The organism is Mesorhizobium sp. M5C.F.Cr.IN.023.01.1.1, from assembly GCF_003997585.1.
Lineage (GTDB): Bacteria > Pseudomonadota > Alphaproteobacteria > Rhizobiales > Rhizobiaceae > Mesorhizobium > Mesorhizobium wenxiniae.
On sequence record NZ_RZSU01000046.1, the window covers coordinates 16,906 to 40,853 of the forward strand.

The 23,948-nt window shown below is 62.1% G+C and carries 27 protein-coding genes and 1 pseudogene; 13 read left to right on the forward strand and 15 right to left on the reverse strand.

Annotated features, from left to right (window positions below):
• Positions 1 to 41: 41 nt before the first annotated feature.
• A complete protein-coding gene (locus EOA78_RS19000; protein WP_127316456.1) occupies positions 42 to 641 on the reverse strand; it encodes a TetR/AcrR family transcriptional regulator in 600 nt (199 codons plus the stop codon).
• Positions 642 to 851: 210 nt separating this feature from the next.
• Between EOA78_RS19000 and EOA78_RS19010 the strand changes: the two genes are divergently transcribed.
• The 3 genes from EOA78_RS19010 to EOA78_RS19020 all read left to right on the forward strand — a co-directional run bounded on the left by EOA78_RS19010 (position 852) and on the right by EOA78_RS19020 (position 2,606).
• Positions 852 to 1,280 carry a nuclear transport factor 2 family protein gene (locus EOA78_RS19010; RefSeq protein WP_127316457.1) on the forward strand — a complete coding sequence of 143 codons (429 nt, stop codon included), beginning with the start codon at positions 852 to 854 and terminating at the stop codon, positions 1,278 to 1,280.
• Positions 1,281 to 1,400: 120 nt separating this feature from the next.
• A complete protein-coding gene (locus EOA78_RS19015; protein WP_127316458.1) occupies positions 1,401 to 1,763 on the forward strand; it encodes a nuclear transport factor 2 family protein in 363 nt (120 codons plus the stop codon).
• Positions 1,764 to 1,943: 180 nt separating this feature from the next.
• A complete protein-coding gene (locus EOA78_RS19020) occupies positions 1,944 to 2,606 on the forward strand; it encodes a hypothetical protein (RefSeq protein ID WP_127316459.1) in 663 nt (220 codons plus the stop codon).
• A 124-nt stretch (positions 2,607 to 2,730) separates the two neighbouring features.
• On the opposite strand, the gene EOA78_RS19025 is transcribed toward EOA78_RS19020, so the two are convergent.
• On the reverse strand, positions 2,731 to 3,342 hold the full coding sequence (locus EOA78_RS19025) for a LysE family translocator (protein ID WP_127316460.1): 612 nt from the start codon (positions 3,340 to 3,342) through the stop codon (positions 2,731 to 2,733).
• Between the two features lie 209 nt (positions 3,343 to 3,551).
• On the opposite strand from EOA78_RS19025, the pseudogene EOA78_RS19030 reads away from it, so the two are divergent.
• Positions 3,552 to 3,898 (forward strand): annotated as a pseudogene (locus EOA78_RS19030) (IS110 family transposase); the annotation flags it as partial.
• A gap of 527 nt (positions 3,899 to 4,425) precedes the next feature.
• Positions 4,426 to 5,724 carry an amidohydrolase family protein gene (locus EOA78_RS19035; protein ID WP_127316488.1) on the forward strand — a complete coding sequence of 433 codons (1,299 nt, stop codon included), beginning with the start codon at positions 4,426 to 4,428 and terminating at the stop codon, positions 5,722 to 5,724.
• 9 nt (positions 5,725 to 5,733) lie between these two features.
• Here the strand turns inward: EOA78_RS19035 and EOA78_RS19040 are convergent, their stop codons facing one another.
• From EOA78_RS19040 to EOA78_RS19055, 5 genes are all read right to left on the reverse strand, one after another.
• Positions 5,734 to 6,117, reverse strand: a complete 384-nt coding sequence (locus EOA78_RS19040) for a YkgJ family cysteine cluster protein (protein WP_127316461.1) — start codon at positions 6,115 to 6,117, stop codon at positions 5,734 to 5,736.
• Between the two features lie 5 nt (positions 6,118 to 6,122).
• Positions 6,123 to 6,290, reverse strand: coding sequence for a hypothetical protein (locus tag EOA78_RS36030; RefSeq protein WP_164783820.1), 168 nt, complete (start codon positions 6,288 to 6,290; stop codon positions 6,123 to 6,125).
• 1 nt (position 6,291) lies between these two features.
• The gene (locus EOA78_RS19045; RefSeq protein ID WP_065009001.1) at positions 6,292 to 6,699 is read right to left on the reverse strand and encodes a hypothetical protein; all 408 of its coding nucleotides are present in this window, start codon (positions 6,697 to 6,699) and stop codon (positions 6,292 to 6,294) included.
• Positions 6,699 to 6,926, reverse strand: coding sequence for a hypothetical protein (locus EOA78_RS19050; protein WP_127316462.1), 228 nt, complete (start codon positions 6,924 to 6,926; stop codon positions 6,699 to 6,701). The genes EOA78_RS19045 and EOA78_RS19050 overlap by 1 nt, the downstream gene beginning before the upstream one ends.
• Before the next feature lie 346 nt (positions 6,927 to 7,272).
• Complete coding sequence (locus EOA78_RS19055; RefSeq protein WP_010915421.1) at positions 7,273 to 7,482, reverse strand: cold-shock protein; 210 nt, start codon at positions 7,480 to 7,482, stop codon at positions 7,273 to 7,275.
• A 37-nt stretch (positions 7,483 to 7,519) separates the two neighbouring features.
• On the opposite strand from EOA78_RS19055, the gene EOA78_RS19060 reads away from it, so the two are divergent.
• Positions 7,520 to 7,828 (forward strand): hypothetical protein, encoded by a 309-nt coding sequence (locus EOA78_RS19060; RefSeq protein ID WP_164783821.1) that lies wholly within the window; start codon positions 7,520 to 7,522, stop codon positions 7,826 to 7,828.
• Positions 7,829 to 8,073: 245 nt separating this feature from the next.
• Here EOA78_RS19060 and EOA78_RS19065 read toward each other — a convergent pair whose 3' ends face one another.
• The gene (locus EOA78_RS19065) at positions 8,074 to 9,204 is read right to left on the reverse strand and encodes a metallophosphoesterase (RefSeq protein WP_164783822.1); all 1,131 of its coding nucleotides are present in this window, start codon (positions 9,202 to 9,204) and stop codon (positions 8,074 to 8,076) included.
• A gap of 126 nt (positions 9,205 to 9,330) precedes the next feature.
• Between EOA78_RS19065 and EOA78_RS19070 the strand changes: the two genes are divergently transcribed.
• A complete protein-coding gene (locus EOA78_RS19070; protein ID WP_127316465.1) occupies positions 9,331 to 9,918 on the forward strand; it encodes a hypothetical protein in 588 nt (195 codons plus the stop codon).
• Between the two features lie 36 nt (positions 9,919 to 9,954).
• Here the strand turns inward: EOA78_RS19070 and EOA78_RS19075 are convergent, their stop codons facing one another.
• On the reverse strand, positions 9,955 to 10,641 hold the full coding sequence (locus EOA78_RS19075) for a TetR/AcrR family transcriptional regulator (protein ID WP_127316466.1): 687 nt from the start codon (positions 10,639 to 10,641) through the stop codon (positions 9,955 to 9,957).
• A gap of 95 nt (positions 10,642 to 10,736) precedes the next feature.
• Between EOA78_RS19075 and EOA78_RS19080 the strand changes: the two genes are divergently transcribed.
• From EOA78_RS19080 to EOA78_RS19095, 4 genes are all read left to right on the forward strand, one after another.
• Positions 10,737 to 11,507 (forward strand): NIPSNAP family protein, encoded by a 771-nt coding sequence (locus EOA78_RS19080; RefSeq protein ID WP_127316467.1) that lies wholly within the window; start codon positions 10,737 to 10,739, stop codon positions 11,505 to 11,507.
• A 308-nt stretch (positions 11,508 to 11,815) separates the two neighbouring features.
• On the forward strand, positions 11,816 to 13,213 hold the full coding sequence (gene fumC, locus EOA78_RS19085; protein ID WP_127316468.1) for a class II fumarate hydratase: 1,398 nt from the start codon (positions 11,816 to 11,818) through the stop codon (positions 13,211 to 13,213).
• A gap of 123 nt (positions 13,214 to 13,336) precedes the next feature.
• Positions 13,337 to 13,759, forward strand: coding sequence for a DoxX family protein (locus tag EOA78_RS19090; protein ID WP_127316469.1), 423 nt, complete (start codon positions 13,337 to 13,339; stop codon positions 13,757 to 13,759).
• 167 nt (positions 13,760 to 13,926) lie between these two features.
• A complete protein-coding gene (locus EOA78_RS19095) occupies positions 13,927 to 14,349 on the forward strand; it encodes a DoxX family protein (protein ID WP_127316470.1) in 423 nt (140 codons plus the stop codon).
• Positions 14,350 to 14,377: 28 nt separating this feature from the next.
• On the opposite strand, the gene ppx is transcribed toward EOA78_RS19095, so the two are convergent.
• Entirely contained in the window at positions 14,378 to 15,913 is a 1,536-nt protein-coding gene (gene ppx / locus EOA78_RS19100) for an exopolyphosphatase (RefSeq protein WP_127316471.1), read from the reverse strand.
• The gene (locus EOA78_RS19105; RefSeq protein WP_127316472.1) at positions 15,913 to 18,114 is read right to left on the reverse strand and encodes an RNA degradosome polyphosphate kinase; all 2,202 of its coding nucleotides are present in this window, start codon (positions 18,112 to 18,114) and stop codon (positions 15,913 to 15,915) included. The genes ppx and EOA78_RS19105 overlap by 1 nt, the downstream gene beginning before the upstream one ends.
• 317 nt (positions 18,115 to 18,431) lie before the next feature.
• On the opposite strand from EOA78_RS19105, the gene EOA78_RS19110 reads away from it, so the two are divergent.
• Both EOA78_RS19110 and EOA78_RS19115 read left to right on the forward strand, forming a co-directional pair.
• Complete coding sequence (locus tag EOA78_RS19110) at positions 18,432 to 18,677, forward strand: zinc-finger domain-containing protein (protein WP_127316473.1); 246 nt, start codon at positions 18,432 to 18,434, stop codon at positions 18,675 to 18,677.
• Between the two features lie 16 nt (positions 18,678 to 18,693).
• Positions 18,694 to 19,920 (forward strand): FAD-dependent monooxygenase, encoded by a 1,227-nt coding sequence (locus tag EOA78_RS19115; protein WP_127316474.1) that lies wholly within the window; start codon positions 18,694 to 18,696, stop codon positions 19,918 to 19,920.
• 9 nt (positions 19,921 to 19,929) lie between these two features.
• Here the strand turns inward: EOA78_RS19115 and EOA78_RS19120 are convergent, their stop codons facing one another.
• The 4 genes from EOA78_RS19120 to EOA78_RS19135 form a co-directional block, all read right to left on the reverse strand.
• On the reverse strand, positions 19,930 to 20,598 hold the full coding sequence (locus EOA78_RS19120; protein WP_127316475.1) for a TIGR02117 family protein: 669 nt from the start codon (positions 20,596 to 20,598) through the stop codon (positions 19,930 to 19,932).
• A 119-nt stretch (positions 20,599 to 20,717) separates the two neighbouring features.
• Entirely contained in the window at positions 20,718 to 21,521 is an 804-nt protein-coding gene (locus tag EOA78_RS19125; protein ID WP_065008990.1) for an amino acid ABC transporter ATP-binding protein, read from the reverse strand.
• A gap of 21 nt (positions 21,522 to 21,542) precedes the next feature.
• Entirely contained in the window at positions 21,543 to 22,700 is a 1,158-nt protein-coding gene (locus tag EOA78_RS19130) for an amino acid ABC transporter permease (protein WP_127316476.1), read from the reverse strand.
• 4 nt (positions 22,701 to 22,704) lie between these two features.
• Positions 22,705 to 23,892, reverse strand: a complete 1,188-nt coding sequence (locus tag EOA78_RS19135) for an amino acid ABC transporter permease (RefSeq protein WP_127316477.1) — start codon at positions 23,890 to 23,892, stop codon at positions 22,705 to 22,707.
• Positions 23,893 to 23,948: the final 56 nt, after the last annotated feature.

The window sequence follows — 23,948 nt, forward strand, 5'->3', positions numbered from 1 at the left end:
GTTTGCTTTGTCTAGCGGGCTGCCCGGCTCAGACGGCGTCGTTAATGCGCCGTGTCAGCGACCTCTTTGGCAGGCAACGCACTTTCCACCAGCGCGGCGACCTCATCGGCGACCGCCAGCACCGGGGCGCGGTCGCGGGTGGCGCGCGCGATCACCATCAGCCCTTCCAGCGATGATTCGACAAGCAACGCCAGAGCGTGGGCGCGGCGCTCGGGCACCCCTGCCCTGACGAAGGCCGCTTGCAGCAAGCCTACCCATTGCTGAAAAGCCGACCGGCATAATTCGGCCAGTTCCGGCATGTCGGCGGGCGAGTCCAGCACTACGGGCGCGACCGGACAGCCAAGCGTGAACTGGTTATCCTCCAGCATGCGTGCGACCGCCTGGTAGATGTGGTGGACGGCCACCGCCGGATCCTGCTCGGCGGCGAGCGCCTCACCCATCCATTGCGTCACCTTTTCGACGCTGTCGCGCGTCACCTCGACGACCAATTGGTCCTTGCCCCCCGGAAAATGAAAATAGAGCGATCCTCTCGGCGCACCGGAGGCGCTCAAAATATCGTTGAGCGATGTGCCGTGATAGCCGCGCTGCCTCAGCAGCAGCGCCGTCGCTTCAATCATGCGGGTGCGTGTATCGTTCGCCATGTCAGCCTCTGTCAGGAGTGAGCATTATAGGCCTTGCCCGCAATATGACAATCGGTCTATATATTATGTAGATCGGTCCATATATCATATGCCATCGAAGAGGAGAAAAGCGAATGACCATCCGTGAGGCAGAGGCCCAATGGCAGGGGTCGTTGAAAGAAGGTTGGGGCCGGCCGCGGCTCGGCAGCGGCGTCTTCGAAGGAGGCCGTTATGCGATCTAAGGAGACATCGGAAATCGTTCGCAGGTTCAATCAGGCGTTTCTGGAACACGATCCAGCAATCTTCGAAGACCTCATTGCCCCGGACTGCGTCATGGAGACGATCCAGCCGGCACCGGATGGCACGCGATACAAAGGTTATGACGTGAATCTGACGTTCTGGCAGACCATGGCGGCCGACCGCGTGAACCGCTTCGAGGTGGAAGACACCGTTGTGATGGGCGACCGCGCCAATATCCGCTGGCGCTTTCATTTCGGCGACGGGGGTGGTTCGCTCCGGGGCGTCAGTCTGATCCGCGTCCGAGACGGCCGGATCGTGGAAGCCCTCGCTTACGCAAAAACTCCGGGTCAATCGGCGCCCCTGCCTGGTCGAAGCCGATCCGAACAAGCAGATCGGAGTTTAGGGGAGAGAAGAACGTAATAATCATAGCCGGACACTCTCAGGCAGGAATGGAGTCGAGCGCGACCATCCAAGTCGTAGCGCGCCTCCAGCGCCCAGCGAAGGCCAGCCGGTGGCTGCATGACTCAATGAGGTGAGAAAATGAACATCAACAGCGAAGTTACCCGCAAAATCATTGAACGTTTCCATAACGCGTTTGAGGCACATCGCCCCGGAGATCTCGACGATCTGATTGGTCAAGGCTGCGTTCTCGAAAATACGGCGCCAACTCCAGACGGCGCGCGATACGAAGGGCGCAAGGCATGCCTCGATTTCTGGAAGGGCATCGCATCCTCTGCGAATCTTGTCTTCGAAGCAGAGGAGATTTGGGCCAGCGAGGACCGCGGGATCATCCGCTGGAAGCTCCGCTGGGGCAGGAACGAGACGGACCGGATTCGAGGGGTAAACATCATGCGCGTTCGGGGAGGAAAGATCGTCGAAGGTCTGGGATACGTGAAGGGATAGGGGAATGCCTGCTACTCGCGACCTCGCCGGCATTCCGTGGGGCTTGAGCCTCCGTCCGATGTTACGAGTCCGAGCTCGCCGGGGCAACTCACACAGCAGGTCGCAGCACAGACGCCAGACTGCCGAGGCTTGCCTGTGGCGAATTGCTGTCGTTCTCATCATTCTCTAAGGGCACCTGCCATGAGCACGACTCCTCGCCGCAGCACTACTGGTCTGCGCCAATTTCTGAATTTTGAGCAGCAGCGCAATTGGATAGAAGGCAAGACGAACTTGCGTGACGCCGACGAGCGCTCGGAGTCTATGGAACTGCGGTTCAAGTACGTCGCGCGATTTCAGAAGCTGCTTCGTCGCCCGCAGGCACAAGAAGTTCTGAAGATTCTAAGGCTCTACGGCGAAAACTGCATCCCCATCCCGCGCAAATCCGAGCGTCACTACTGGTCGGTTTCTTGTCTGCCGTCGACTTCCGACAAGCCGCTTGTCCGCGTTAATGCGAGCTGGATGGAGCTTTTCACGCTCTATGCGGACGGCGAGGGCGTCCGTGCAAGATTCCTGGTGCATCTTTCGGATTTCACCACGGACCATTCACCCGCGCGCGGCCAATTGGACGAACTTTTTCTCGAGCACTGCGTCACGACGCCAGACGACGTCGGCTGTTTCTTCCCGCGCGGCGAGGACATTTTTGGCATCAATGTGCGGGGCTCCGCCTCGATCCACAAATTCCTCGCAGCCCGCCAGGTGTTGCGCGCCATTCGGAGATTCAATCTGACGCACATGAACCGAGGGCGGAACGCCTACCAGGCGAGCCACTGCTACAGCTTGGCGGATTACTTGCTGGAAGGTTGAGTGGCTCTAGGATGCCCACCACCTTGGCGAGCTTGCCGAGGTCGGGTGGGATTCGAACATCTGCATCGAGGCAGTTCGACGGCCACAGACGACCGTTGAACCAGCCAAAGTCGCCACTACGGCCCTACCGCTCGGTCAGCGCCAGTTTTGCGCCGAGCGCGACGAAGGCGCCGGCGAAGGTGCGGCGCATCCAGGTCAGCACTATCGGCCGCGACACGACATGGCTGCGGATCGAGGCGGCGCAGATGCCGTAGCCGACAAAGACGACAAGCGTCAAAAGCATGAAGACGATGCTGAGTTCCAGCATCTTCGACAGCGCATGCGGTTCGGTGGTGCTGACGAATTGCGGCAGGAAGGCGAAGAAGAAGATCGACAGCTTCGGGTTGAGGATGTTGATGAGGATGCCCGAGGTGATCACCTTGCCGGCCGAGCGCGGCGCGACATCGTGCCCCACGTTCAAGCCGCCGCTCTCCTTCAGCGTGTTCCATGCCATGTAGAGCAGGTAGGCGACGCCCAGATATTTCAGCGTCTCGAAGGCGAGTGCGCTGGTGTGCAGCAGCGCCGCCAGACCGGTGATGGCGGCCGCCATATGCGGAATGATGCCGAGCGTGCAGCCGAAAGCAGCGATGATGCTGGCGCGCGCGCCACGTGAAAGCCCGGCGCTCAGCGTATAGAGAACGCCGGTGCCGGGCGAAGCCACGACAATCAGCGAGGTCAACAAGAATTCGATGCTCACGGAATGATCCTCCGGCGTTGTTCCCTGCCGCCGGCAAGGTAGCCAGCGAACCGCGCGGGCACAAGCCAGCCCTGGGGCCAGGTAGAAGGGGTATTCGGCTTGCGCCCCTTCTCTTCTCCAACGGCGATGCAGGAAGGTGCTGCGCTTCGAGCCGATGATAGAACGTGGTCTGTTCGAACAGCCACAAGCATCAGGAAAGGAAGCGCAGCATGAAGCACTTTATCGGCCTCGATGTCGCGGTGAAAGAGACCGCCGTTGCATTGTCGATGAATCCGCAGGATCTGCCGCGAGGTGAAGGTCGTCAGCCACCCCGACGATCTCCTCGCCATCCTGAAGGATCCTGCCTTGAACATTGAAAGGGTCGGCCTCGAGGCCGGGCCCTTGTCACAATGGCTTCTCGGGGAGCTGACGAGTGCCGGGTTGCCGGTCATCTGCATCGAAAGCGTTCCTGAAGGCGCAGCCGAACAAGACTGATCGCAACGACGCGCGCGGCATCGCGCAGATGATGCGGGTCAACCTGTACCGCCCGGTACATGTGAAGACGCTCACGAGCCAGATCGTGAGCCGCTCGGAAGTGGGCGCTTGGTCGCGTGCCCCGACCTAAGTGACAAGACTGGAGCGACAGGGTAGCCCGTTACCAATCCTTCTCCTGGGTTCTGGGCGGCTGCCTCGCAGGAAAGACCAAGGCGAATACCCGCCCCTGGCAACGTGCTTGTCCTGGCAGATGAACCGAACGGCTACTTCCCACCCAATTCCGGGCGCGCTCCCTCGTCTGATCGCTTCCTCAGGCGAACCTTGCACTGCTTGCCCTGGTATCACCACGATCGGCCTGACCTTCGAACGACCCTTCACTGCGAAAGAGACCAGTCTGGAACGCTTCTTGACGACCATGTCGTATAAGCTAGAACTTGTCCTTGCGCCGTGACCACCTCCTCCTGGAGCAGGATAATCGTCATGTGTCACAAATCCTTTGGATCGCAGGAGCTGACAAAAGGCGAGGTCGTGGCGCATGCCGTGTCCTGCGCCGCAGCGTTGTTCTTTCTTGCGCGCTCCGTTTTCACTTTGTTTCGCTCAGGCAGAGAAATGCTTGCGGCGGCTCTCCTGCTCGGACTTTGCGCCACCGCCAGCGCCGATGACGTGCTTTTCGAAAATGTCCGCATCTTCGACGGAAAAGGCGCCGCTCTTTCCGCTCCATCGAACGTGCTGGTCCAGGGCAATGTGATCGCGCGCATCTCGACGAGTCCCATCGAGGCTGAAGGCGCGCGGCGCATTGCCGGCAACGGGCGAACGCTGATGCCGGGGCTGATCGATGCGCATTGGCACGCAATGCTGATTGCGAGCGGCCCGGCTGAGGTAATGGGCGACGTCGGCTTCGCCAATCTTGCGGCCGGCGACGAGGCGACGGATACGCTGATGCGCGGCTTCACCACGGTTCGCGACGTGGGCGGGCCGGCGTTCGGTCTCAAGCGCGCGATAGATCAGGGGATCATAGCGGGACCGCGCGTCTATCCGTCCGGCGCCATGATCACAGTGACCAGCGGGCATGGGGATTTCCGTCAGATGAGCGACTTGCCTCGGACGATCGGCGGCTTGTTCACCCCCATGGAGAGGAACGGCGGCAGCATAGTTGTGGACAGCCCCGACGAGGTGCGTTTGCGTGCCCGCGAGCAGTTCATGCAGGGGGCTGCGTTGATCAAATTGACGGCGGGCGGCGGCGTGTCGTCGCCCCACAGCCCGCTCGACGTCACCACCTTCACCGAGCCCGAACTGCGGGCGGCCGTTGAAATTGCTGAGAATTGGGGCACCTACGTCGCCGCGCACGCCTTCACCTCGGATGCGATCCGCAAGGCCATCGCGGCTGGAGTGAAATGCATCGAGCACGGCTTCCTCATGGACGAGGCAACCGCCAGGCTGATCGCCGAAAAGGACATTTGGCTGAGCTTGCAGCCGCTTCCCGAATTGATGAGGACAGGCCTCCGGGAGGGCTCGGTCGAGCGAGCCAAGGCGGACGAGGTGTGGCCGGGCATCGGCCGGACCTACGAACTGGCGAAGAAATACAAGATCAAGACGGCGTGGGGCACGGATGTCCTGTTCTCCCGCGCGCTGGCGAAGCAGCAGGGGGCAATCCTGGCCTCGCTTGCCCGCTGGTACACACCCGCCGAAGCGCTCGTCATGGCGACCGGGACCAATGCCGAGCTGCTCGCGCTGTCGGGCCGTCGCAACCCCTATCCGGGGAAACTCGGCGTGATCGAAGAAGGCGCGCTCGCGGACCTCCTGCTCGTCGAAGGCAATCCGTTGGAGAACCTCGATCTGGTGGCCGATCCAGCCAACAACTTCAAAATCATCATGAAAGACGGCCTGATATACAAAAACACTATCTGAGGCCCGTTATCACAGCGTCGGCAGCCCATGGCTGCGACGCGCCATCAGGCAATCGTCGCCACCGGGCATGCAGGCGCGGCAGACGTCCGGTCGGACCTCGTAGATGCCGCAGGCGGTCGACTTGCCGACCTCGCCGGCAAGCGCCGAGCAACGCACGCCGTCACAGCGCATGCCCGCTTCGTCGGCGGCCACATGGTCTTGCGGGATCCGGTCGAGCTGCGCGTCATCCTCGGTCGAGAAGCGCGGCCATTCGGATGAATAGGAACAGCAGGCGCCGCAGCTCTGGCAGTCGAAGAGCGGGGCGGCTCGCTCCTCCAGAGGCGAAAAATCTCCGGCGCTCGCTAAGGCAAGCAGCCCTGACGCAAACGGATTCAGATCGGCGTTTCGTGGCAAAGTCGCTATTTTTTCTTTTTGCTCTTGCGCGACGCCACTTCTGCCGGCGACTTGAACAGATCGGTCGCGGCCTCGGCGGTAATATCGGCTTTCGGCGCGGCGGCCGGCTTGGCCAGCTTTGCGGTGGCAACGGATGCCGCCGGCTGGTCCTTGGCGGAAAATTTTATGGCCATATCAATCCTCGTCGGAAAAACGCGATGATGGCGCATTCGGGTTGCGAAGGCGGCCGATCAGCGCCGAGACCGCCGTTATGTTCATTTCCTCGGGTGACCAGTTCCTGGCCTCCTCGATGTGCCGGGGCGCCAACTCACGATGCGTGCTGCCGCTATAGGCGGCATCCTGATGGGTGACCCGCTCATGGGTCTTGGCATTTTCGCGGACATACTCGATCAGATAGTTCGGGCATTCGGCGCGGCCACGCACGCCGAGCCTGACCTGGGCATCGCCATGGGCGCGCTTGCAGCGCTCGAGCTTCTCGAGCACCCGGCGGACATATTCGACCGGCTTGTCGAGCTCTCCCACGACATCGGCGATGGTCGAATCGGCGGCGATCGCCTTTTGCGGGACGCGCTTGGTGGCCATCAGCGTTTGCCCACGCGCTTCGGCGAGGCTGCGAGCGCGGCGGCCGCAGCCATCTCGTCGGCTTCCTTTTCCAGGCGCAACTCGCGCAGCCGCGCGGTCTTGGCTTCCCGGGCCTGGCTGACAGCGTCCTGCTCGGAAATGATGCGGTTGAGCGACATGGACTGGGTCTGGGCCTTGCTGAAGATGGATTCGGCCTGGTCGCGGGGTTTCTTTGAAGAGGCGGTCAAGGGCTTTCTCCCGGTTCGGAGCATGATGCCGCAAAATGGCGAAGCCGGTCTTTCGACCAGGACCACGCACAAAGCAATACGGCAGTCGGATTCAAATTGCTGAGCATCCTTAACACGTTCAAGCGAACGCGCGGTGCTCTTTTCGAATTTTTGAAGCGCCCCGAATGCAAAAGGCCAGGCATTGCCTGACCTCCCGCTGAAACGCCGCGCGCCGGTTGAACGCGCTGACACTTTCTCACCTGCGCATGATCCTTTCTGGAAACTGATGTTTCCCGGGTCATGCGCTGGAATTCGCCGTTCACCGGTGCCAGTACATCCGTGGTCACCGGCGAGGCTGAATTCCGTTTTAGGCCGCCTTCAACTGATCGGCGGACATCTTGCCCGACTTGTTGTCGCGGACCATCTCGTAGCCGAGCTTCTGGCCCTCGACGATGTCACGCATTCCGGCGCGCTCTACGGCCGAGATGTGGACGAAAACGTCGGCCGAGCCGTCATCAGGCTGAATAAAACCAAAACCCTTGGTGGCGTTGAACCATTTAACTGTGCCTGTGCTCATAACGAACCCTTTCCGTGGCAAATATTCGTTCGCCGTCATGCGAATGCACAACAGCGTTTGTCTCGATTTTGATGGGGGAAGTTCGTCAAAGGCGCGCCTGGACACGCGGATAACAAAAGTCGGTCAAACAAATATCGACGAATTGCTTATGGACTTCTTTTGGCACCGTGTCAATTTTTTTGCTTTCGCCGCCCGGCCGACCGGTCGCCGCAAGCCTGGCTGCGCAGGCAATCCGATAATGGATCTGGCGCCGAACCCGGGCCAGCGTCAGCTGTTAAAAAAAATCGCACCATGCCGGGAACAATTTTGGCATCCGTGCATTTTGGGTATCGTCAGCAGTTCATGAGAGCAATCCCAGGAAAGGCTGACGCAAAGGACGCCTCCCGTGCAATAAAACGCGCGAGGGGCGTTCTTTTATGGCGAGCGGCGATCGCCCCAGGCTGAAGGCGCGGTCGACAAGATCGCCGGCATTGCAGAAAGCTTATGGCGACATGAAGGACAAGCTCAGGAAGGTGCTCTGATCCCTGCGCCGCCGTTTCAATGGCAATGAGGAAAGCGGCTTAGGCGGCCGTCCGTTTGCTTCAGTTGCCGTTACAAGTTCAGGCTTTTGGAGAAAGCGTTGGTGAAGGCGACTTCGCCATGGTCATCGACAGCTTCGCCAAGCACTATGTCCATGCTGTCGCTGGTCACCCGCGCCACCGCGAATCCGCCCATATAGGCGGCCTTCGGCTTGAACAGATCGAGCCCATCGCTGCGGTACATCATCGGTGTCTCGTGCTGGTGGCCATGGAAGATGGCGATGACGTTGTAGCCCTTCAGCGCCGCCAGCAGCGCCTGCCGGTCCGCCTCGCTCCACCAGTGCGGCGCACCAGTGCCGTCATCGTCGAAGGTTCCTTTGGCGGCATCCCATCTTTCGATCGAAAAAATATCCCAGCCATAGTGCTGGAACAGGATGACAGGGCGGCCGTCCGCCGCGTGGGCCGCCAAATCCTGCTTCAACCATGGCAGGCCGGAGACCGCGCCGTGGCCGCTGTCGCCGGCAAAACGGTGCGTCTGGACGAGATGCAGGCCGCCCCAGTCCCACGAATAGCAGTCGGTGTCGACATCGTAGTCGGTTACCGGCACCGGCGCCTTGAAGAACACGCCGGCACGATGGTTGACCTCGACATAATCGCGCATTTCGCGGCGGTACCAGTCGACGTGCTGCGGCGGGCCGTTCTGGTCGAGATCATGGTTGCCGAGTCCGACAAAGACCGGCACATGCACGCGATCGGGACCGACGCCCTGCTGGTAACGCTGGCTGAACTGGAGCAGCTGCGTGCCTTCGCTGGGCTGGGTGACCTGGCCGCCGCCGTCGTCGGTCATGTCGCCGCCGACGACGAGGCCGAGCGGCGTGCCGATGCGGCTGCCGGCTGAGCGCAGGCCGGTGGCTATGCCGTTGATTTCGGCCGGCCAGTCCTTCTCGCCGATGGCGTTCAACGCGGCGACACTGCGCAGCAAGGCGGCGTCGGTCTTGCCTTCCTGCTGACAATTGGGGCTCAGCCCGCTGGCCATGCGGCAGGCATGGACATCGGCGACGAACAGGAAGGTGGCGTCGACAGGCGGAAGGCCCTGCCCGGTCCCTCCGAACGCCGGTCGCACAAAGGCGCCGGCTGCAGCAAACGCTGCCGCCTGTGCCAGGAAGCTGCGCCGGGAGAGAGATCCTGCCGAGATGCGATTCATGACGCGAGATTCAGCACAGCCGGCGCCTCTTCGTCCAGTTGGCTCGAACGGTATGTCGACACGGTGCCGCAGGTCTGGCATTCCTTTAGCGTCAGGACTCAACTTGCGCGGGCAGACGAGGACGCTATGAAGTCTATATCCATCGGCACGGCACTCACCATGCTGGCGAGCGCCGCTCATGGTGCCGAGTGTATCGACGCCAAAGGCGCCAAGGCCGGCTTCATTCTCGAAAGGCCCGGCATCCACAGCGAGTTTCGACCGGCGGCGGCTGGAATGGTGTCGGTTGCCAACGAATACCAGTCCCAATCGCCGCAGACGCAGTTTCTGTTCGGCGGCCTGATCGAGGTGTTTCGCGACAGCGAGACCGGTCAGCTTGCCATGATCCCGTTTTCCGATCTCAGAAAGCTGTTTCCGCTCAAGGCCGGGGCGAAGAGCAAGACCATATTCGTCCGTCTCGCAGCAAACAAACAACCGAAGGGCACCGAGACGCTCGAGATCAACGTCAAGGGAAAGGAGACCTTCAGCCTGGGCGACTGCAAATACAACGTGCTCGCCGTGAGGCAGACGATCAGGAACGAGGCCGGCAAGACACAGGATGAATTCACCGCGCTCTACGCGCCCGACCTGCAGGCCGTTCTGGCCAGGCGCTATGACGAGGGTACCAGCGGCGAAAGCGTGGTCGGCTACGAGGTGATCAAACCACTGCCGAATTGAGTCCCGGCAGGGCAGAGGGCGACTGGCGCTCCGGGATCAAAAGGCTTTGTACTGCCGCAGCACCCTGCGACGTCGCTTCGCTCCTGCTCCGCCCTTGGATGACGAAACTGGGGAAGCTCCCTGCTCCAGCGCGTTCAGGCAATCGCGCAGCACACCGGAATTCTGCGCCGTCTTGGCCATCGACATGGCGCCGGAATAGGTCGCGACCGCAAGCGCGGCGAAGCGCGGCGGATCGGTGTCCTGCTCCCTGCCCGCCTGCTGGTCGGCCCTGATCTTATCGGCGATCGCCTGGCGCCACGCCGAAAAGATGCCGGCAAGGGCAGTGCGAAAATCCGGATCGGCCAGCGACAGCTCATGCGCCAGATTGTTGAGCGGGCAGCCGCGCACGAAACCCTGTTGCGCCAGTTCCGTTGCCACGGCCTCGAACACGCTGCGCACGCCCTCGCGCGCCGAGCCTGCCGCCTGCACCGGCGCGATCCATGTTTCTTCGACGGCGGCCGCCACCCGCTCCTCGATCACCGCCAGCGCCAGCGCCTTCTTGGTCGGGAAATGATGATGCAGCGCGCCGCCGGTGACGCCCGCCGCCGCCATCAGGTCGCCGAGACTGGATGCGTGGTAGCCGCGCGCCTGAAAGGAAGCTTCGGCCACATCGAGCACGCGTTTGCGCAGGCCGTGCGGATCGTTGGTGCGTTTCCCGGGCCGCATCTTCAGGCGAGCAGTCATCTCTGCTGACATTTCCATACGATAGCAGATTGACAAAACAGGACAACCGGTCTGTTTATAAAACAGGATGAACACCCTGTTTTGGAGATTGTGCGATGAGCCTGCCCCCGAATGCCCCGTCGAAATCCAGCCTCAACGCCTCGCCGGTCGTCGAGCTCAGGCAATACACACTGAAACCTGGCCGGCGGGAAACGCTGATCGACATCTTCGACGGTCACCTGATCGAGGGTCAGGAAGCGGCAGGGATGACCATTATCGGTCAGTTTCGCGATCTCGACCGGCCTGACATGTTCGTCTGGCTGCGCGGCTTCGACGGTATGGAAGCGCGGAAAAATGCGCTGACCGCTTTCTACGAGGGACCCGTGTGGGCTGCCTATCGCGATGCCGCCAACGCCACGATGATTTCCTCCGACGACGTGCTGTTGCTGAAACCGGCATGGCCGGGCGCGGGCTTCGAGCTGACAGGCTCACAACGGACAACCTTGCCGGGTTACGAAAAGCCACGCGAAGACAATCGCTTGTCGGATATTGTTGTCATCAAGATTCACCATCTGCGGCCCGGCGCCGGGGCCGACTTCGCCAGCCGCTTCGAAACCGACGCCATTCCCACGCTGGCGGAATTTGGCGCACGGCCACTTGCTGCGTTTGTCACCGAGCATGCCGAAAACAGCTTTCCCCGCCTGCCGGTGCGATCAGGCGAAAACGTCTTCATCAGCGTCGCCGCCTTCGACAGCGCGGACGCCCATGAAAGCGTTGAAGCCGCGCTTGCCGCGGCGCCGGCCTGGCAGGCATTGCTGTCGAGGCTAGCCAGACCGACGGAAACGCTGCGCCTATCTGCAACCTCACGATCGCTGCTTGGTCGGTGAGAGAGGAGCCTCTTCCTTCTCCCCTTGTGGGAGAAGGTGGCCGAGCCCACGGGTCTTGCCTCCGGCAAGCCCGAGGACAGGCTCCGCTCGGTCGGATGAGGGGTGTTCCAGCTTGGCACCGACGGTGCTCCGTCCACCACCCCTCATCCGGCTCGGCGCTACGCGCCGATCCACCTTCTCCCACAAGGGGAGAAGGAAGAGCCCGCGCTCCTTCAACCGATTTGCATCCTTGCGGCTCGCAATCTCCGCTTGAAGCCATTTGTGCAACGCGATACGCCGATGCCGAATTCGACAGACCGGAGAGACAAGTGAGCGCGCCAGAGACCAGAACCGAAACCGACACGTTCGGTCCCATCGAAGTCGCCGCCGACCGTTATTGGGGCGCGCAGGCGCAGCGTTCGCTGGGCAATTTCAAGATCGGCTGGGAAAAGCAGCCGGCGTCGATCGTTCGCGCGCTCGGCATCGTCAAGCGGGCGGCGGCCGAAACCAATATGGAGCTGAAGCGGCTCGACCCGGCTATCGGCAAGGCGATCATCGAAGCCTCCCAGGAAGTTATCGACGGCAAGCTCAACGATCATTTTCCGCTGGTCGTCTGGCAGACCGGCTCGGGTACGCAATCCAACATGAACGCCAACGAGGTGATCTCCAATCCGGCGATCGAACTGCTGGGCGGCGTCATGGGGTCCAAGAAACCGGTGCACCCCAACGACCACGTCAATATGAGCCAGTCGTCGAACGATACCTATCCGACGGCCATGCACATCGCCTGCGCGGAGCGCATCGTGCACGACCTGCTGCCGGCGCTGAAGCATTTGCATGCGGCGCTCGAAGCCAAGACCAAAGCTTTCGCCCACATCGTCAAGATCGGCCGCACGCATACGCAGGACGCGACGCCCCTCACCCTTGGCCAGGAATTCTCAGGCTATGCCGCGCAGGTCGCCTCGTCGATCAAACGCATCGAGATGACGCTGCCCGGCCTGCAGGAACTGGCGCAAGGCGGCACGGCCGTCGGCACCGGCCTCAACGCGCCGATCGGCTTTGCCGAGAAGGTGGCGGCGCGAATCGCTGACATCACCGGCATCGCCTTCGTCACCGCGCCGAACAAGTTCGAGGCGCTGGCCGCGCACGATTCCATGGTGTTTTCGCATGGCGCCATCAACGCCTGCGCCGGCGCCCTGTTCAAGATTGCCAACGACATTCGTCTGCTCGGCTCCGGCCCGCGCTCCGGCCTCGGCGAACTGTCGCTGCCGGAAAACGAGCCGGGTTCATCGATCATGCCGGGCAAGGTCAACCCCACCCAGTGCGAGGCATTGACGCAGGTCTGCATCCAGGTGTTCGGCAACAATGCGGCTGTGACCTTCGCCGGCAGCCAGGGCCATTTCGAGCTCAACGTCTATAACCCGCTGATGGCCTATAATTTCCTGCAATCGGTGCAGCTGCTCGCCGACGCCTCCATCTCCTTCACCGACAATTGTGTGGTCGGCATCGAGGCGCGGGAAGAGAACATCAAGGCCGCACTCGACCGTTCGCTGATGCTGGTGACAGCATTGGCGCCGACCATCGGCTACGACAACGCCGCCAAGATCGCCAAGACCGCGCATAGGAACGGTACGACCTTGCGCGAGGAAGCGCTGGCCACCGGGTTGGTCAGCGAGGCCGACTACGACCGCCTGGTGCGCCCGGAGGACATGACGCATCCGGGATGATTTTGGCTGATCGCAAAAACGTTACTGCTGTGAACAATCTGTAACCAAATCTGCATCTTTGGTGAACAGTCGCCCTGCTCTATGTGGATGGGCAACGCAACCCTTCCCGAGAGAGCCTATATCATGTCTACCAATACGTCCGTTGCCGGTTCCGGCACCGTTTCCAACGCCTCGGCGACCATCCTGCTTGGCCGCGTTCTGCTTTCAGTCATCTTCGTGCTTTCCGGTTTCGGCAAGCTCACTGCGATCGCCGGCACCGCCGGTTACTTCGGCAGCATGGGCCTGCCCATGCCAACCGTAACGGCGATTGTCGTCGGCCTGATCGAGCTGCTTGGCGGTCTCGCCATCCTCATCGGCTTTCAGACCCGGATCACCGCCTGGGTGCTGGCAATCTTCACCGTCGCCACGGGACTGATCGCCCACACCGGCTGGGCCGATCAGATGCAGATGATCAGCTTCATGAAGAACCTGGCGATTGCCGGCGGCTTCCTCGTGCTGGCTTCCTCGGGCGCCGGCGCCTATTCGGTCGACGCTAAGCGCGGCTGACGCAGGCTAATAGCCAGTGCAGCAAGGGGCGCGGAATTTTTCGCGCCCCTTTTTCGTTGTCGATCTAACGACCTTCGATTGGCGGGCCGAGTGGCCTGGCTCGAATTTCTGCTAAGATCGAGACGTCGGGGTGAGCCAACCGGCCTGGCCGACCTCGGAGGTGACCAATGCCCCGCAATGCGCTGCTACTGCTTTCCCGACTGCTGCTCGCCGCGCTATTCGTTCCGTCCGGCTTTCACGCGCTTAGCGACATCGCCGGTACGTCGGGCTATTTCGCCGGCCTCGGCCTGCCGCTGCCGACGCTTGCTGCCTGGGGCACGGGGCTGTTCGAGCTGATCGCCGGGCTGCTCATCCTCGTCGGCTTCAAGACACCTGTCGTGGCGCTTCTGCTTGCCGCCTTCTGCATCGCGGCAGGCTTCATCGGCCATTATGGCCAGGGTGGCGACGATCCGACGCTGACCTTCATGCATTCGCAGATGCTGATGAAGGACATCGCCCTATCAGGCGGTTTTCTGGCGCTGGCGATGGCTGGCGCAGGTGCCTATTCGTTTGATGGGCGGATACTTCGGATCGGTCCTGAAACGACTTGACCGGCACAAGCTGTTTGCCTGAGCCAGATTACTTGGCTGGCATATTGGGGCCGCCCTCGACCGCCAGTACCAGCCGGCGGTTGGTGACCCTTGCCAGCTGTGCCAGTCGCCCGGCCGGCCGCTCGCCGTAAAGATCGGCCAGCGACGCCGGCAGTACCAGCGCAAGCACGCCATTGCCACGGCTCTCCCATTTCAACCGCGGCATGACGCCCGGCATTGCCGCCGTCAGCAGATAGACGACGCGCATCACGGCGGCCAGTACGCGGGCGCGCTCGATATAGCGCGGCGTCGCCAGTGCCTTGATTTCCGGCGCGATCGATTCGTTGAAGATGCCCTCATGACGGTAGGCGTTGGCCAGCGCCAGGAAGGCGCGGCCGGGATGGTCGACGCCGATGAAGGAGGCGTGGGCAATGATGTTGAGCGATTGCTTGCCGCGATATTCGGGATGTGCGCGCCAGCCGATGTCGGCAAGCAGACAGGCGGCCTGGCGGTAACGCGCCTCGTCGACGGTCTCCTCGATGCCGAAGGCGGCGAAGGTCTTGCCCGTCCACTCGACAAGCTCATGCGCGTGGGTGACCGAGCGCGAACGCAGCCGGGCGAGTTCTTCAGAGGCCGAGATCAGCGGATCTGCCATCTGCTCGGCTTTGTCGAGCAGCGAATAGAGAAAGCCCTCGCGCACGCCCAGCGCCGAAACAATGATCTTGGACGGCTGCATCGCCGCCATGATCTCCTGCAGCACGGTGGCGCCATAAGGCAGCAGCGAGCGGCGGTTCTTTGAGACGCCCTCGATACCCCTTATCTTCTCGATCTCGCCCTTGGCAACCTGCTTGAGGAAGTTCGTAGCGCTGTCGATGCCGATCTCGTAATGGTGCATGACGCTCAGCGGATAGGTGGTCATTTCCATGTACAGCCGGGCGAGGTTTCGCCAGGTGCCGCCAACCGCATAGAACGGCCTGCCCTGCCCGCCTTTCAGCAGCTTTGCCTTCGCGAGCTCGTCGCGCGCTATCTTTGCCGCCTGGGCCAGTGAGTTCTTGGCCATGTCCTGTAGACGCAGGCCGCCCAACGGCAGCGTGATGCCGTCGCCGATTGCCTCGCCATCGACGTCGACCAGTTCGAGGCTGCCGCCGCCGAGGTCGCCGGCGATGCCGTTGGCCGGGTGGAAGCCGGAAATGACGCCAAGCGCGGAATAGTGGGCTTCCTGGCGCCCGCTCAGCACCTGGACCTCGGTCTTGAGTACGTCTTCGGCACGGTGGATGAAATCGGGGCCGTTGACCGCCTCGCGGGCGGCGGCGGTCGCCAGTACATACATACGCTCGGCGCCGACCTGCTCGGACAGCGCGCGGAAACGCCGAAACTCCTCCATCGAGCGGGTCACCGCCTCGGGATCGAGCTTTCCGGTCGAGACGATGCCGCGACCGAGGCCGGCCAGCATCTTTTCGTTGAACAGCATGGTCGGCGAGCGCGCCAGCCCCTCATAGACGACAAGACGGATCGAGTTCGACCCGATGTCGATGATGGACAGCGGTCGGCGGTCCTGAAGCCGGCCCTGGGACGTTGAAATCATCAGCCGGTCGCTGCGGCGTTTTTCTTGCGGCGCTTGAACTGCGCGATGCGCTTGGGCGCATGCGATTTCAGCGCATCGCCGCGTCCGGAAAGGCTCGGATTGGTCATGAAATATTCCTGCGCGTTGAACGGTTCCTCGCCCTCCTCAAGCGTGGCGCGCCGGGAGGTTCCGTCAGCCAATACGTCGAAACTTTGCTGGTTGTCCATGATGTTGCCCAGCATGATCTGGCCGAGGACTTGTTCATGCACCGTTGGATTGGTGATCGGCACCATGGTTTCGACGCGGCGGTCGAGATTGCGCGGCATCAAGTCGGCCGACGAGATGTAGACGACCGCCCCGTCCGAGGGCAGTCCATGGCCGTTGCCGAAACAATAGATGCGGCTGTGTTCGAGGAAGCGGCCGACGATCGACTTGACCCTTATGTTTTCCGACAGGCCCGGCACCTGGGGCCTCAGGCAGCAGATGCCGCGCACGACGAGATCGATCTCGACGCCGGCGCGGCTGGCGTCATAAAGCGCGTCGATGATGATCGGGTCGACCAGCGAATTCATCTTCATCCAGATGCGGGCCGGCCTGCCCTCCTGCGCATGGGCAATCTCCTCCGAAATGTGCTTGAGGATGCGCTTGCGCAGCGTGAACGGCGAGATGGCCAGCCGCATCTCCTCGGTCGGCTCGGCGTAGCCGGTGATGAAATTGAACAGCTGGGCGACATCGCGGGCGATCGTCGAAGCGGTGGTGAAGAAGGACAGGTCGGTGTAGATGCGCGCGGTGACCGGGTGGTAGTTGCCGGTGCCGAGATGCACGTAATTGCGTAGCTTGCCGTCCTCGCGCCGCACCACCAGCGACATTTTCGCATGGGTCTTCAGTTCGAGGAAGCCGAACACGACCTGAACGCCGGCGCGCTCGAGGTCGCGCGCCCAGCGGATGTTGGCTTCCTCGTCGAAACGCGCCTTGAGCTCGACCAGCGCCGTCACCGACTTGCCAGCCTCCGCCGCGTCGACCAAGGCGCGCACGATCGGGCTGTCGTTCGAGGTGCGATAGAGCGTCTGCTTGATTGCCACGACTTCCGGGTCGGCCATCGCCTGGCGCAGGAACTGCACCACCACGTCGAACGATTCGTAAGGGTGATGAACGATGATGTCCTTCTCGCGGATGGCAGCGAAACAGTCGCCGCCGTGCTCGCGGATGCGCTCGGGAAAGCGCGGATTATAGGGCGTGAATTTGAGATCGTCGCGGGCGATGGCGACGATCTCGGAAATCTGGCTGAGCGCCAGCGGGCCGGTGAGCACGCTGATGCGGCTCGACGAGACGCCAAGCTCGCCGGCGACGAACTCGCGCAGTTCGGCCGGCATCAGCTTGTCGAATTCGATGCGGATGACCGAGCCGCGGCGGCGGCGCTTCAGCGCCGTCTCGAACAGGCGCACGAGATCCTCCGACTCCTCCTCGACCTCGATGTCACTGTCGCGGATGATGCGGAACGTGCCGGAGCCCTTGACTTCGTAGCCGGGGAACAGCTTGCCGATATAGAGGCCAACCGCTTCTTCCAGCGTAATGAAGCGGACATGATGCTTGCGGTCGGGCAAGCGGATGAAGCGCTTCAGCGCCACCGGCAGACGCAACAGCGCGCTCATCTCCTCGCCATTCCTGCGATGGCGCAATTGCAGGGCCATCGAGAAGCCGAGATTGGGAATGAACGGGAATGGATGCGCCGGGTCGATTGACAGCGGTGTGAGCACCGGAAATACCTGCTCCTGGAAATGATCCTCGAGCCAGGTTTTCTCGTCCTTGGTCAGCCCATCGCGGCTGATGCTCTCGATTCCTTCCTTGTCGAGCAGCAGCATCAGCGCGGAAAGGCTTTTCTGCTGGTCTTCCTGCAGGCGCTCGACCTCGCGCAGCAATTGTTCCAGCTGTTGTTCGGGGGTGCGGCCGTCCGGGCTCTTCAGCTTGATGCCTTCACGAACCTGGCCGGCGAGACCGGCGACACGGACCATGAAGAACTCGTCGAGATTGGCGGCCGAAATCGACAGGAAGCGGACACGTTCGAGCAGCGGATGATTGGCGTTAAGCGATTCCTCGAGGACGCGGCGGTTGAATTGCAGCCAGGAAAACTCGCGGTTGACGAAACGGTCCGGGTTGCCGCCCTCGGGGCTCGCCACCTCGACAGTGGTGAATTCGCTCTGCACCGGCTTTAGTTCGTTCATGGTTCCTGCTCGTTTCGCACCCGCTGGCCACAGCGTCGCGCGTCTTTGCGGACGCGCAAAGGACGCTCTATCACTCTTAGCTACGCATGATCCCCAGCGAAACCGAATTCGGTTTTCGGACCATGCCTTAACCGGCTTAGCTTATCCTGTGACAGGCTTTTACGACAGTTTGATTTCATCGATCTTGCAAAGAGACAGCTTATGATCCAGATGCAATCCAGGCTACAGCGCGGCGCGCCCTTGGACGCGCAAAGGGCGCGGTGGAATTTTGATTGCGCGCATGATCCGGGGTCATGCGGCAAATGCAGGAGACGACGATGGCAAGCGGTTCCATTCCCCATTTCCAGAACGATGCGGGCTATGCGGCGATCGACATCGGCGTCAAGGAATTCATGTGCACCGGCGCCAACCCGCCTTTCGACCATCCGCATGTGTTTCTCGACATGGGCGACGACAATGAAAAGGTCTGCCCCTATTGCTCGACGCTTTTTCGCTATTCGCCAAAGCTGAAGGCGACGGAAACGCAGCCTGCGGGATGCCTCTATATCGACCAGGCCGCCTGACGCGCACGTCATCCCCATGGACGACACCCGGTCCCGGCAGGTCGTTATCGCCGGCGCCGGCGTCGCCGGACTGACTGCGGCGCTGGCATTTTCCGAGCGCGGCTATCTGGTGCGGCTGTTCGAACAGGCGCCGCGCCTCGAAGCGGCCGGCGCCGGCATCCAGCTCTCACCCAACGCAACGCGCATCCTTCGCCAGCTCCGCGTGCTCGACCGGCTCTTGCCGGCGGCGGTGCGGCCGGAGGCGGTCGTGCTCAAGGACGCCGCCACACTGCGCGAGCTGGCGCGGGTGCCGCTTGGCGAAGCAGCCGAAAGGCGCTGGCACGCGCCCTATCTCGTCGCTCATCGGGCCGATCTGCAAGACGCGCTGATGGCGCGCCTTGCCGAACAGCCGGACATCAGTCTCGTCACCGGCGCGCGCGTCGGCGGCGTCGCCGCAGGACCGCGCCATACCACGGCAACAGTCGAGATTGCCGGCAAGACGGTCGAAGCCGACGGCTTTCTGCTGATCGGCGCCGACGGCGTTTGGTCGGCCATCCGTGCTTTTGGCGGGTTTGCGGCCAAAAGCCGGTTTTCGGGCGAGCTTGCCTGGCGCGCTACGATCAGTGCAGACAGTGTCGCGGGAGAAGCGCTTGCGGCGGTCGGCGCCGCCAATTGCGTGACCGCCTTCCTGCATCCCGGTTTTCACCTCGTCGCCTATCCGGTCAGCAACGGCACGGCGTTCAACCTGGCCGCCTTCACCACGGGCGAGATCATCGCCGAGGGCTGGTCGGGCCACGCCGACCCCAACATCCTCGTCGGCGCCATGCGTGGCACGGCGGCAGCACTGGCCCGGCTTGCCGAGGATGCCGGCCCATGGACCGCATGGCCGATCCATACGGTCGACCAGGCACAGCCTTGGACAGCGCCCGCCGGCATCGCGCTGATCGGCGACGCGGCGCATGCGATGACGCCGTTTGCGGCGCAAGGCGCGGCGATGGCGATCGAGGATGCCGCAACCCTTGCCGGTTTTGTCGCCGCCTCGCCTGCCGACCCCTGGAGCGCCCTTACCGCCTGGGAAAAGGTGCGGCGCCCGCGCATCGCCAAGGTCGCCCGCCGCGGTGCCGTCAACCGTCTCGCCTGGCACGCTTCCGGGCCGGTGGCGGTCGCGCGCAACCTGTTCCTGAAGCTGCGCTCTCGGGAAAGGCTCGCCGCCGATCTCGATTGGCTTTATGGCTGGCAGGTGCCGGAAACCGTCGGACACTAGTGCCAAGCATCAATTATAAATCCGCATCGACAGGTGGAGCGAGGCCGGCAGCGGATTCCACCAGCCTGTCCGCAGGCCGGCGATACGCAGAGCCGCCGCCGTCCAGGTGTTGCAGCCAACCAGCGCGTTGAAATGGCCGTTGGCTTCGTAGAAGCGGTCGAACCTGGAATAGGCGGCATTCTCGATCAGGATCGGTCCGTTCGGCCCTCGCTGGAAACTCGCGGCGATGAAGTCGAGCAGCGCTGCAAAACGCTCCTGCCTGATGTCGAAGCCGGCGACGTCGGGGTGCGGCTCGACAATGTTTCCGGCGACATCGACATGCATAACCGATGCGTCCAGTGTCATCGCCTTCATCACCGGCACCGCCTTCAGTTCCGACCAGGTCGGCGTTTCCAGATAGAAGGCGCGGCTGCCCCAGCCGAAGACGATGTAGCGGACCCCAGTCATGTCGGCCGGAATGCCGTCATCGACCAGGAAATGGAAGCGCTTGCGCACTTCGTCGTCGACCGGGACAGCGATATCGGTGTGGATCGGATTTTTCAGCACCAGGATGTGCCTGGTGGCGACGGGATCGGCGGCGGCCGCCGGCAAGAGCGTCCGTGGGATGAATGTGCCCAGAACCACGGCAAGCACGATTGCCACCACCAGAATGGCGAGAAAACGCCCAAGCTTTTTCATGAGGACGACTTTCCATGAGGGCGGCCTTGCAGCCGAGACGCGATCGGCGGTGACAGCTCGGACCCAAAAAAAGAGCCCGGCGGGTTTCGGCCGGGCTCTTTTGATTCGCGTGAGAGCGATCAGTGCAGGATCTGCGACAGGAACAGTTTTGTGCGCTCGTGGCGCGGATTGTCGAAGAACTCGGCCGGTGTGTTCTGCTCGACGATCTGGCCCTGATCCATGAAGATCACCCGATTGGCGACCTTGCGGGCAAAGCCCATCTCGTGGGTGACGCAGAGCATGGTCATGCCCTCTTCGGCGAGGCCGACCATTGTCTCCAGCACTTCCTTGATCATTTCGGGATCGAGCGCCGAGGTCGGCTCGTCGAACAGCATGATGCGCGGGTTCATGCATAACGAGCGGGCGATGGCGACGCGCTGCTGCTGGCCGCCGGAAAGCTGGCCGGGATATTTGTTGGCCTGTTCCGGGATCTTGACGCGCGTGAGGAAGTGCATGGCGATTTCCTCGGCCTGCTTCTTCGGCGTCTTGCGGACCCAGATCGGCGCCAGCGTGCAGTTTTCCAGGATGGTCAAATGCGGGAACAGGTTGAAGTGCTGGAAAACCATGCCGACCTCGCGGCGAACTTCGTCGATCTTCTTGAGGTCGTTGGTCAATTCCTTGCCATCGACGATGATCTTGCCCTTCTGGTGCTCTTCCAGCCGGTTGATGCAGCGAATCATCGTCGATTTGCCGGAGCCCGAAGGGCCGCAAATGACGATGCGCTCGCCGCGCATTACCTTCAGATTGATATCCTTCAGCACGTGGAATTCGCCGTACCATTTGTGCATGGCGATGATGTCGATGGCGACATCGGTGGTGGAAACCTGCATCTTGGCGGCATTGACCTTGATCTCTTCCGCGCTGACTGCATTTTCTGTGGCCATGGAAGGTTCCCTTTTTTGTTCTTAGCGTTTGTAGCTGGTGTCGAGCCGGCGTTCCGTGAACATCGAATAACGCGACATACCGAAGCAAAACAGCCAGAAAACGAAGGCGGCGAACACCAGGCCGGACCTGGCCGTCTGCGCCGTCGCCCAGTTGGCGTCGGAGAAATTCTGTTTGACGACGCCGAGCAGGTCGAACATCGAGATGACGATGACCAGGCTGGTGTCCTTGAACATGCCGATGAAGGTGTTGACGATGCCGGGAATGACCAGCTTCAGCGCCTGCGGCATCACGATCAGGCCCATCTTCTGCCAGTAGCCGAGGCCGAGCGAATCGGCGCCTTCATATTGGCCCTTGGGGATCGCCTGCAGGCCGCCGCGTATCACTTCGGCCATGTAGGCAGCGGCAAACAGCGACACGCCGATCAGTGCCCTGAGAAACTTGTCGAAGCTGACGCCGGCCGGCAGGAACAGCGGCAGCATGACGCTGGCAAAGAACAGCACGGTGATCAGCGGAATGCCGCGCACCGTCTCGATGAAGATGATGCACAGCAGCTTGACGATCGGCATATTCGAGCGCCGGCCGAGCGCCAGCACGATACCGACTGGCAGCGACACGGCAATGCCGACGAAGGATAGGCTGAGCGTCACCAGCAGCCCGCCCCACAGCGAGGTTTCGACAAGTGGCAGGCCGAACATGCCTCCGACCAGCAGGATGAAGGCAACGACCGGCAGCGCCCCAAAGAGAAGAATGGCATTCAGCCCCTTGCGCGGCACCTTCGGGATGAGCAGCGGCACCAGAAGCGCCACGAACAGGATGGCGACCAGGATCGGCCGCCAGCGCTCATCGATCGGATAACGGCCGAACATGAACTGGCCGAACTTGGCGTTGACGAAGGCCCAGCAGGCGCCGGACCAGCCGTCCGGCTGGATGCCGCCTTGCGCCACGGTGGCGCAGACCGTGCGGTCCGTGCCGGTCCACTGGGCACTGATGAAGGCCCAGTTGATCACTTGCGGCAGAATCATCGCGACCAGGACGATGCCGATGATGGTCAGGATCGTGTCACCGGTCGACGCGATCAGGTTTTTGCGTATCCAGGCGCCCAGTCCGCGCTCGCTTGGCGGCGCCGACTGTGCCAGCGCCATTTCGACGCGAACGAAGGAAAGATCGTGTTCCTGCATGACCCTACCTCTCCACCAGCGCCATCCTGGCGTTGACCACGTTCATGATCGCCGAGGTCAGCAAGCTTAGCGCGAGATAGACGGCCATCATGATCACCACACCCTCGACGGCCTGGCCGGTCTGGTTCAGCACCGTTCCGGCGATTGCAGTCAAGTCCGGATAGCCGATGGCGATGGCCAGCGAGGAGTTCTTGGTCAGGTTGAGATATTGGCTGGTCAGCGGCGGAATGACGATGCGCATGGCTTGCGGAATGACGACAAGCCGCAGGATCGGTCCCGCCCGCAGCCCGAGCGCAGCGGCCGCCTCGGTCTGGCCTTTGTTGACGCCCCTGATGCCGGCGCGCACGATCTCGGCGATAAAGGCGGCCGTATAGCATGACAGCGCCAGGTAGAGCGACAGGAACTCCGGCCTGACCTGGAAGCCGCCAGTCAGGTTGAACGTCGATTGCTTTGGATAATCGAAGCTCAGCGGGAAACCGCTCAGCGCGTAGGCCAGCAACGGCAAGCCGATGATCAAAGCCGTCGATGTCCAGAACACAGGGAATTGCTGGCCGGTCGCCATCTGCCGCTGACGCGCCTTGCGGGCGACGAACCACGCCATGGCGATGCCGAGAAGCAGGGCCACCAGGATCAGCCAGGAGCCGTCGCCCCACACCGCGCGCGGAAAATAGAAGCCGCGTTGGTTGAGAAAGGAACTGAACGGCAAATTGATGCTCTCGCGCGGCGGCGGCAGCACGGCAAGCACGCCGGAGTACCAGAAGAAGATGACCAGCAGCGGCGGGATATTGCGGAAGACCTCGACATAGATCGTGCAGATCTTCCTGATCAGCCAGTTGTGCGAAAGCCGGCCGATGCCGATGATAAAGCCGATGAGGGTCGCGGTGATGATGCCGGCGACGGCAACAATCACTGTGTTGAGAAAGCCGACCAGAATGGCGCGGCCATAGGTCGAATCCGACGAATAGGCGATCGCGCTCTCACTGATGTCGAAGCCGGCGCGGCTGTTGAGAAAGCCGAAACCGGAAGCGATGCGCAGGCGCGTCAGATTGGCAATGACGTTTTGGGCGATCCACCAGACCAACGCCACCAGCACGATGACGACCACCGCCTGGAAGAATATGCCGCGGATCTTCGGATCATTGATGAAGGAGCCGCGGCTTGGCTCCTCGCGAAGAATTTCCTGCGATGCCATTCGACCATCCCCTGGAAAGAGAAACCGGAAGGCAGGAAAGCTGCCTTCCGGATCAC

Coding starts and splice junctions, on each gene's coding strand:
- EOA78_RS19000 (WP_127316456.1), bottom strand. CDS start 641: ATGGCGAACGATACACGCACCCGCATGATTGAAGCGACGGCGCTGCTG.
- EOA78_RS19010 (WP_127316457.1), top strand. CDS start 852: ATGCGATCTAAGGAGACATCGGAAATCGTTCGCAGGTTCAATCAGGCG.
- EOA78_RS19015 (WP_127316458.1), top strand. CDS start 1,401: ATGAACATCAACAGCGAAGTTACCCGCAAAATCATTGAACGTTTCCAT.
- EOA78_RS19020 (WP_127316459.1), top strand. CDS start 1,944: ATGAGCACGACTCCTCGCCGCAGCACTACTGGTCTGCGCCAATTTCTG.
- EOA78_RS19035 (WP_127316488.1), top strand. CDS start 4,426: ATGCTTGCGGCGGCTCTCCTGCTCGGACTTTGCGCCACCGCCAGCGCC.
- EOA78_RS36030 (WP_164783820.1), bottom strand. CDS start 6,290: ATGGCCATAAAATTTTCCGCCAAGGACCAGCCGGCGGCATCCGTTGCC.
- EOA78_RS19045 (WP_065009001.1), bottom strand. CDS start 6,699: ATGGCCACCAAGCGCGTCCCGCAAAAGGCGATCGCCGCCGATTCGACC.
- EOA78_RS19055 (WP_010915421.1), bottom strand. CDS start 7,482: ATGAGCACAGGCACAGTTAAATGGTTCAACGCCACCAAGGGTTTTGGT.
- EOA78_RS19060 (WP_164783821.1), top strand. CDS start 7,520: ATGCGAATGCACAACAGCGTTTGTCTCGATTTTGATGGGGGAAGTTCG.
- EOA78_RS19065 (WP_164783822.1), bottom strand. CDS start 9,204: ATGAATCGCATCTCGGCAGGATCTCTCTCCCGGCGCAGCTTCCTGGCA.
- EOA78_RS19070 (WP_127316465.1), top strand. CDS start 9,331: ATGAAGTCTATATCCATCGGCACGGCACTCACCATGCTGGCGAGCGCC.
- EOA78_RS19075 (WP_127316466.1), bottom strand. CDS start 10,641: ATGACTGCTCGCCTGAAGATGCGGCCCGGGAAACGCACCAACGATCCG.
- EOA78_RS19080 (WP_127316467.1), top strand. CDS start 10,737: ATGAGCCTGCCCCCGAATGCCCCGTCGAAATCCAGCCTCAACGCCTCG.
- EOA78_RS19090 (WP_127316469.1), top strand. CDS start 13,337: ATGTCTACCAATACGTCCGTTGCCGGTTCCGGCACCGTTTCCAACGCC.
- EOA78_RS19095 (WP_127316470.1), top strand. CDS start 13,927: ATGCCCCGCAATGCGCTGCTACTGCTTTCCCGACTGCTGCTCGCCGCG.
- ppx (WP_127316471.1), bottom strand. CDS start 15,913: ATGATTTCAACGTCCCAGGGCCGGCTTCAGGACCGCCGACCGCTGTCC.
- EOA78_RS19105 (WP_127316472.1), bottom strand. CDS start 18,114: ATGAACGAACTAAAGCCGGTGCAGAGCGAATTCACCACTGTCGAGGTG.
- EOA78_RS19110 (WP_127316473.1), top strand. CDS start 18,432: ATGGCAAGCGGTTCCATTCCCCATTTCCAGAACGATGCGGGCTATGCG.
- EOA78_RS19115 (WP_127316474.1), top strand. CDS start 18,694: ATGGACGACACCCGGTCCCGGCAGGTCGTTATCGCCGGCGCCGGCGTC.
- EOA78_RS19120 (WP_127316475.1), bottom strand. CDS start 20,598: ATGAAAAAGCTTGGGCGTTTTCTCGCCATTCTGGTGGTGGCAATCGTG.
- EOA78_RS19125 (WP_065008990.1), bottom strand. CDS start 21,521: ATGGCCACAGAAAATGCAGTCAGCGCGGAAGAGATCAAGGTCAATGCC.
- EOA78_RS19130 (WP_127316476.1), bottom strand. CDS start 22,700: ATGCAGGAACACGATCTTTCCTTCGTTCGCGTCGAAATGGCGCTGGCA.
- EOA78_RS19135 (WP_127316477.1), bottom strand. CDS start 23,892: ATGGCATCGCAGGAAATTCTTCGCGAGGAGCCAAGCCGCGGCTCCTTC.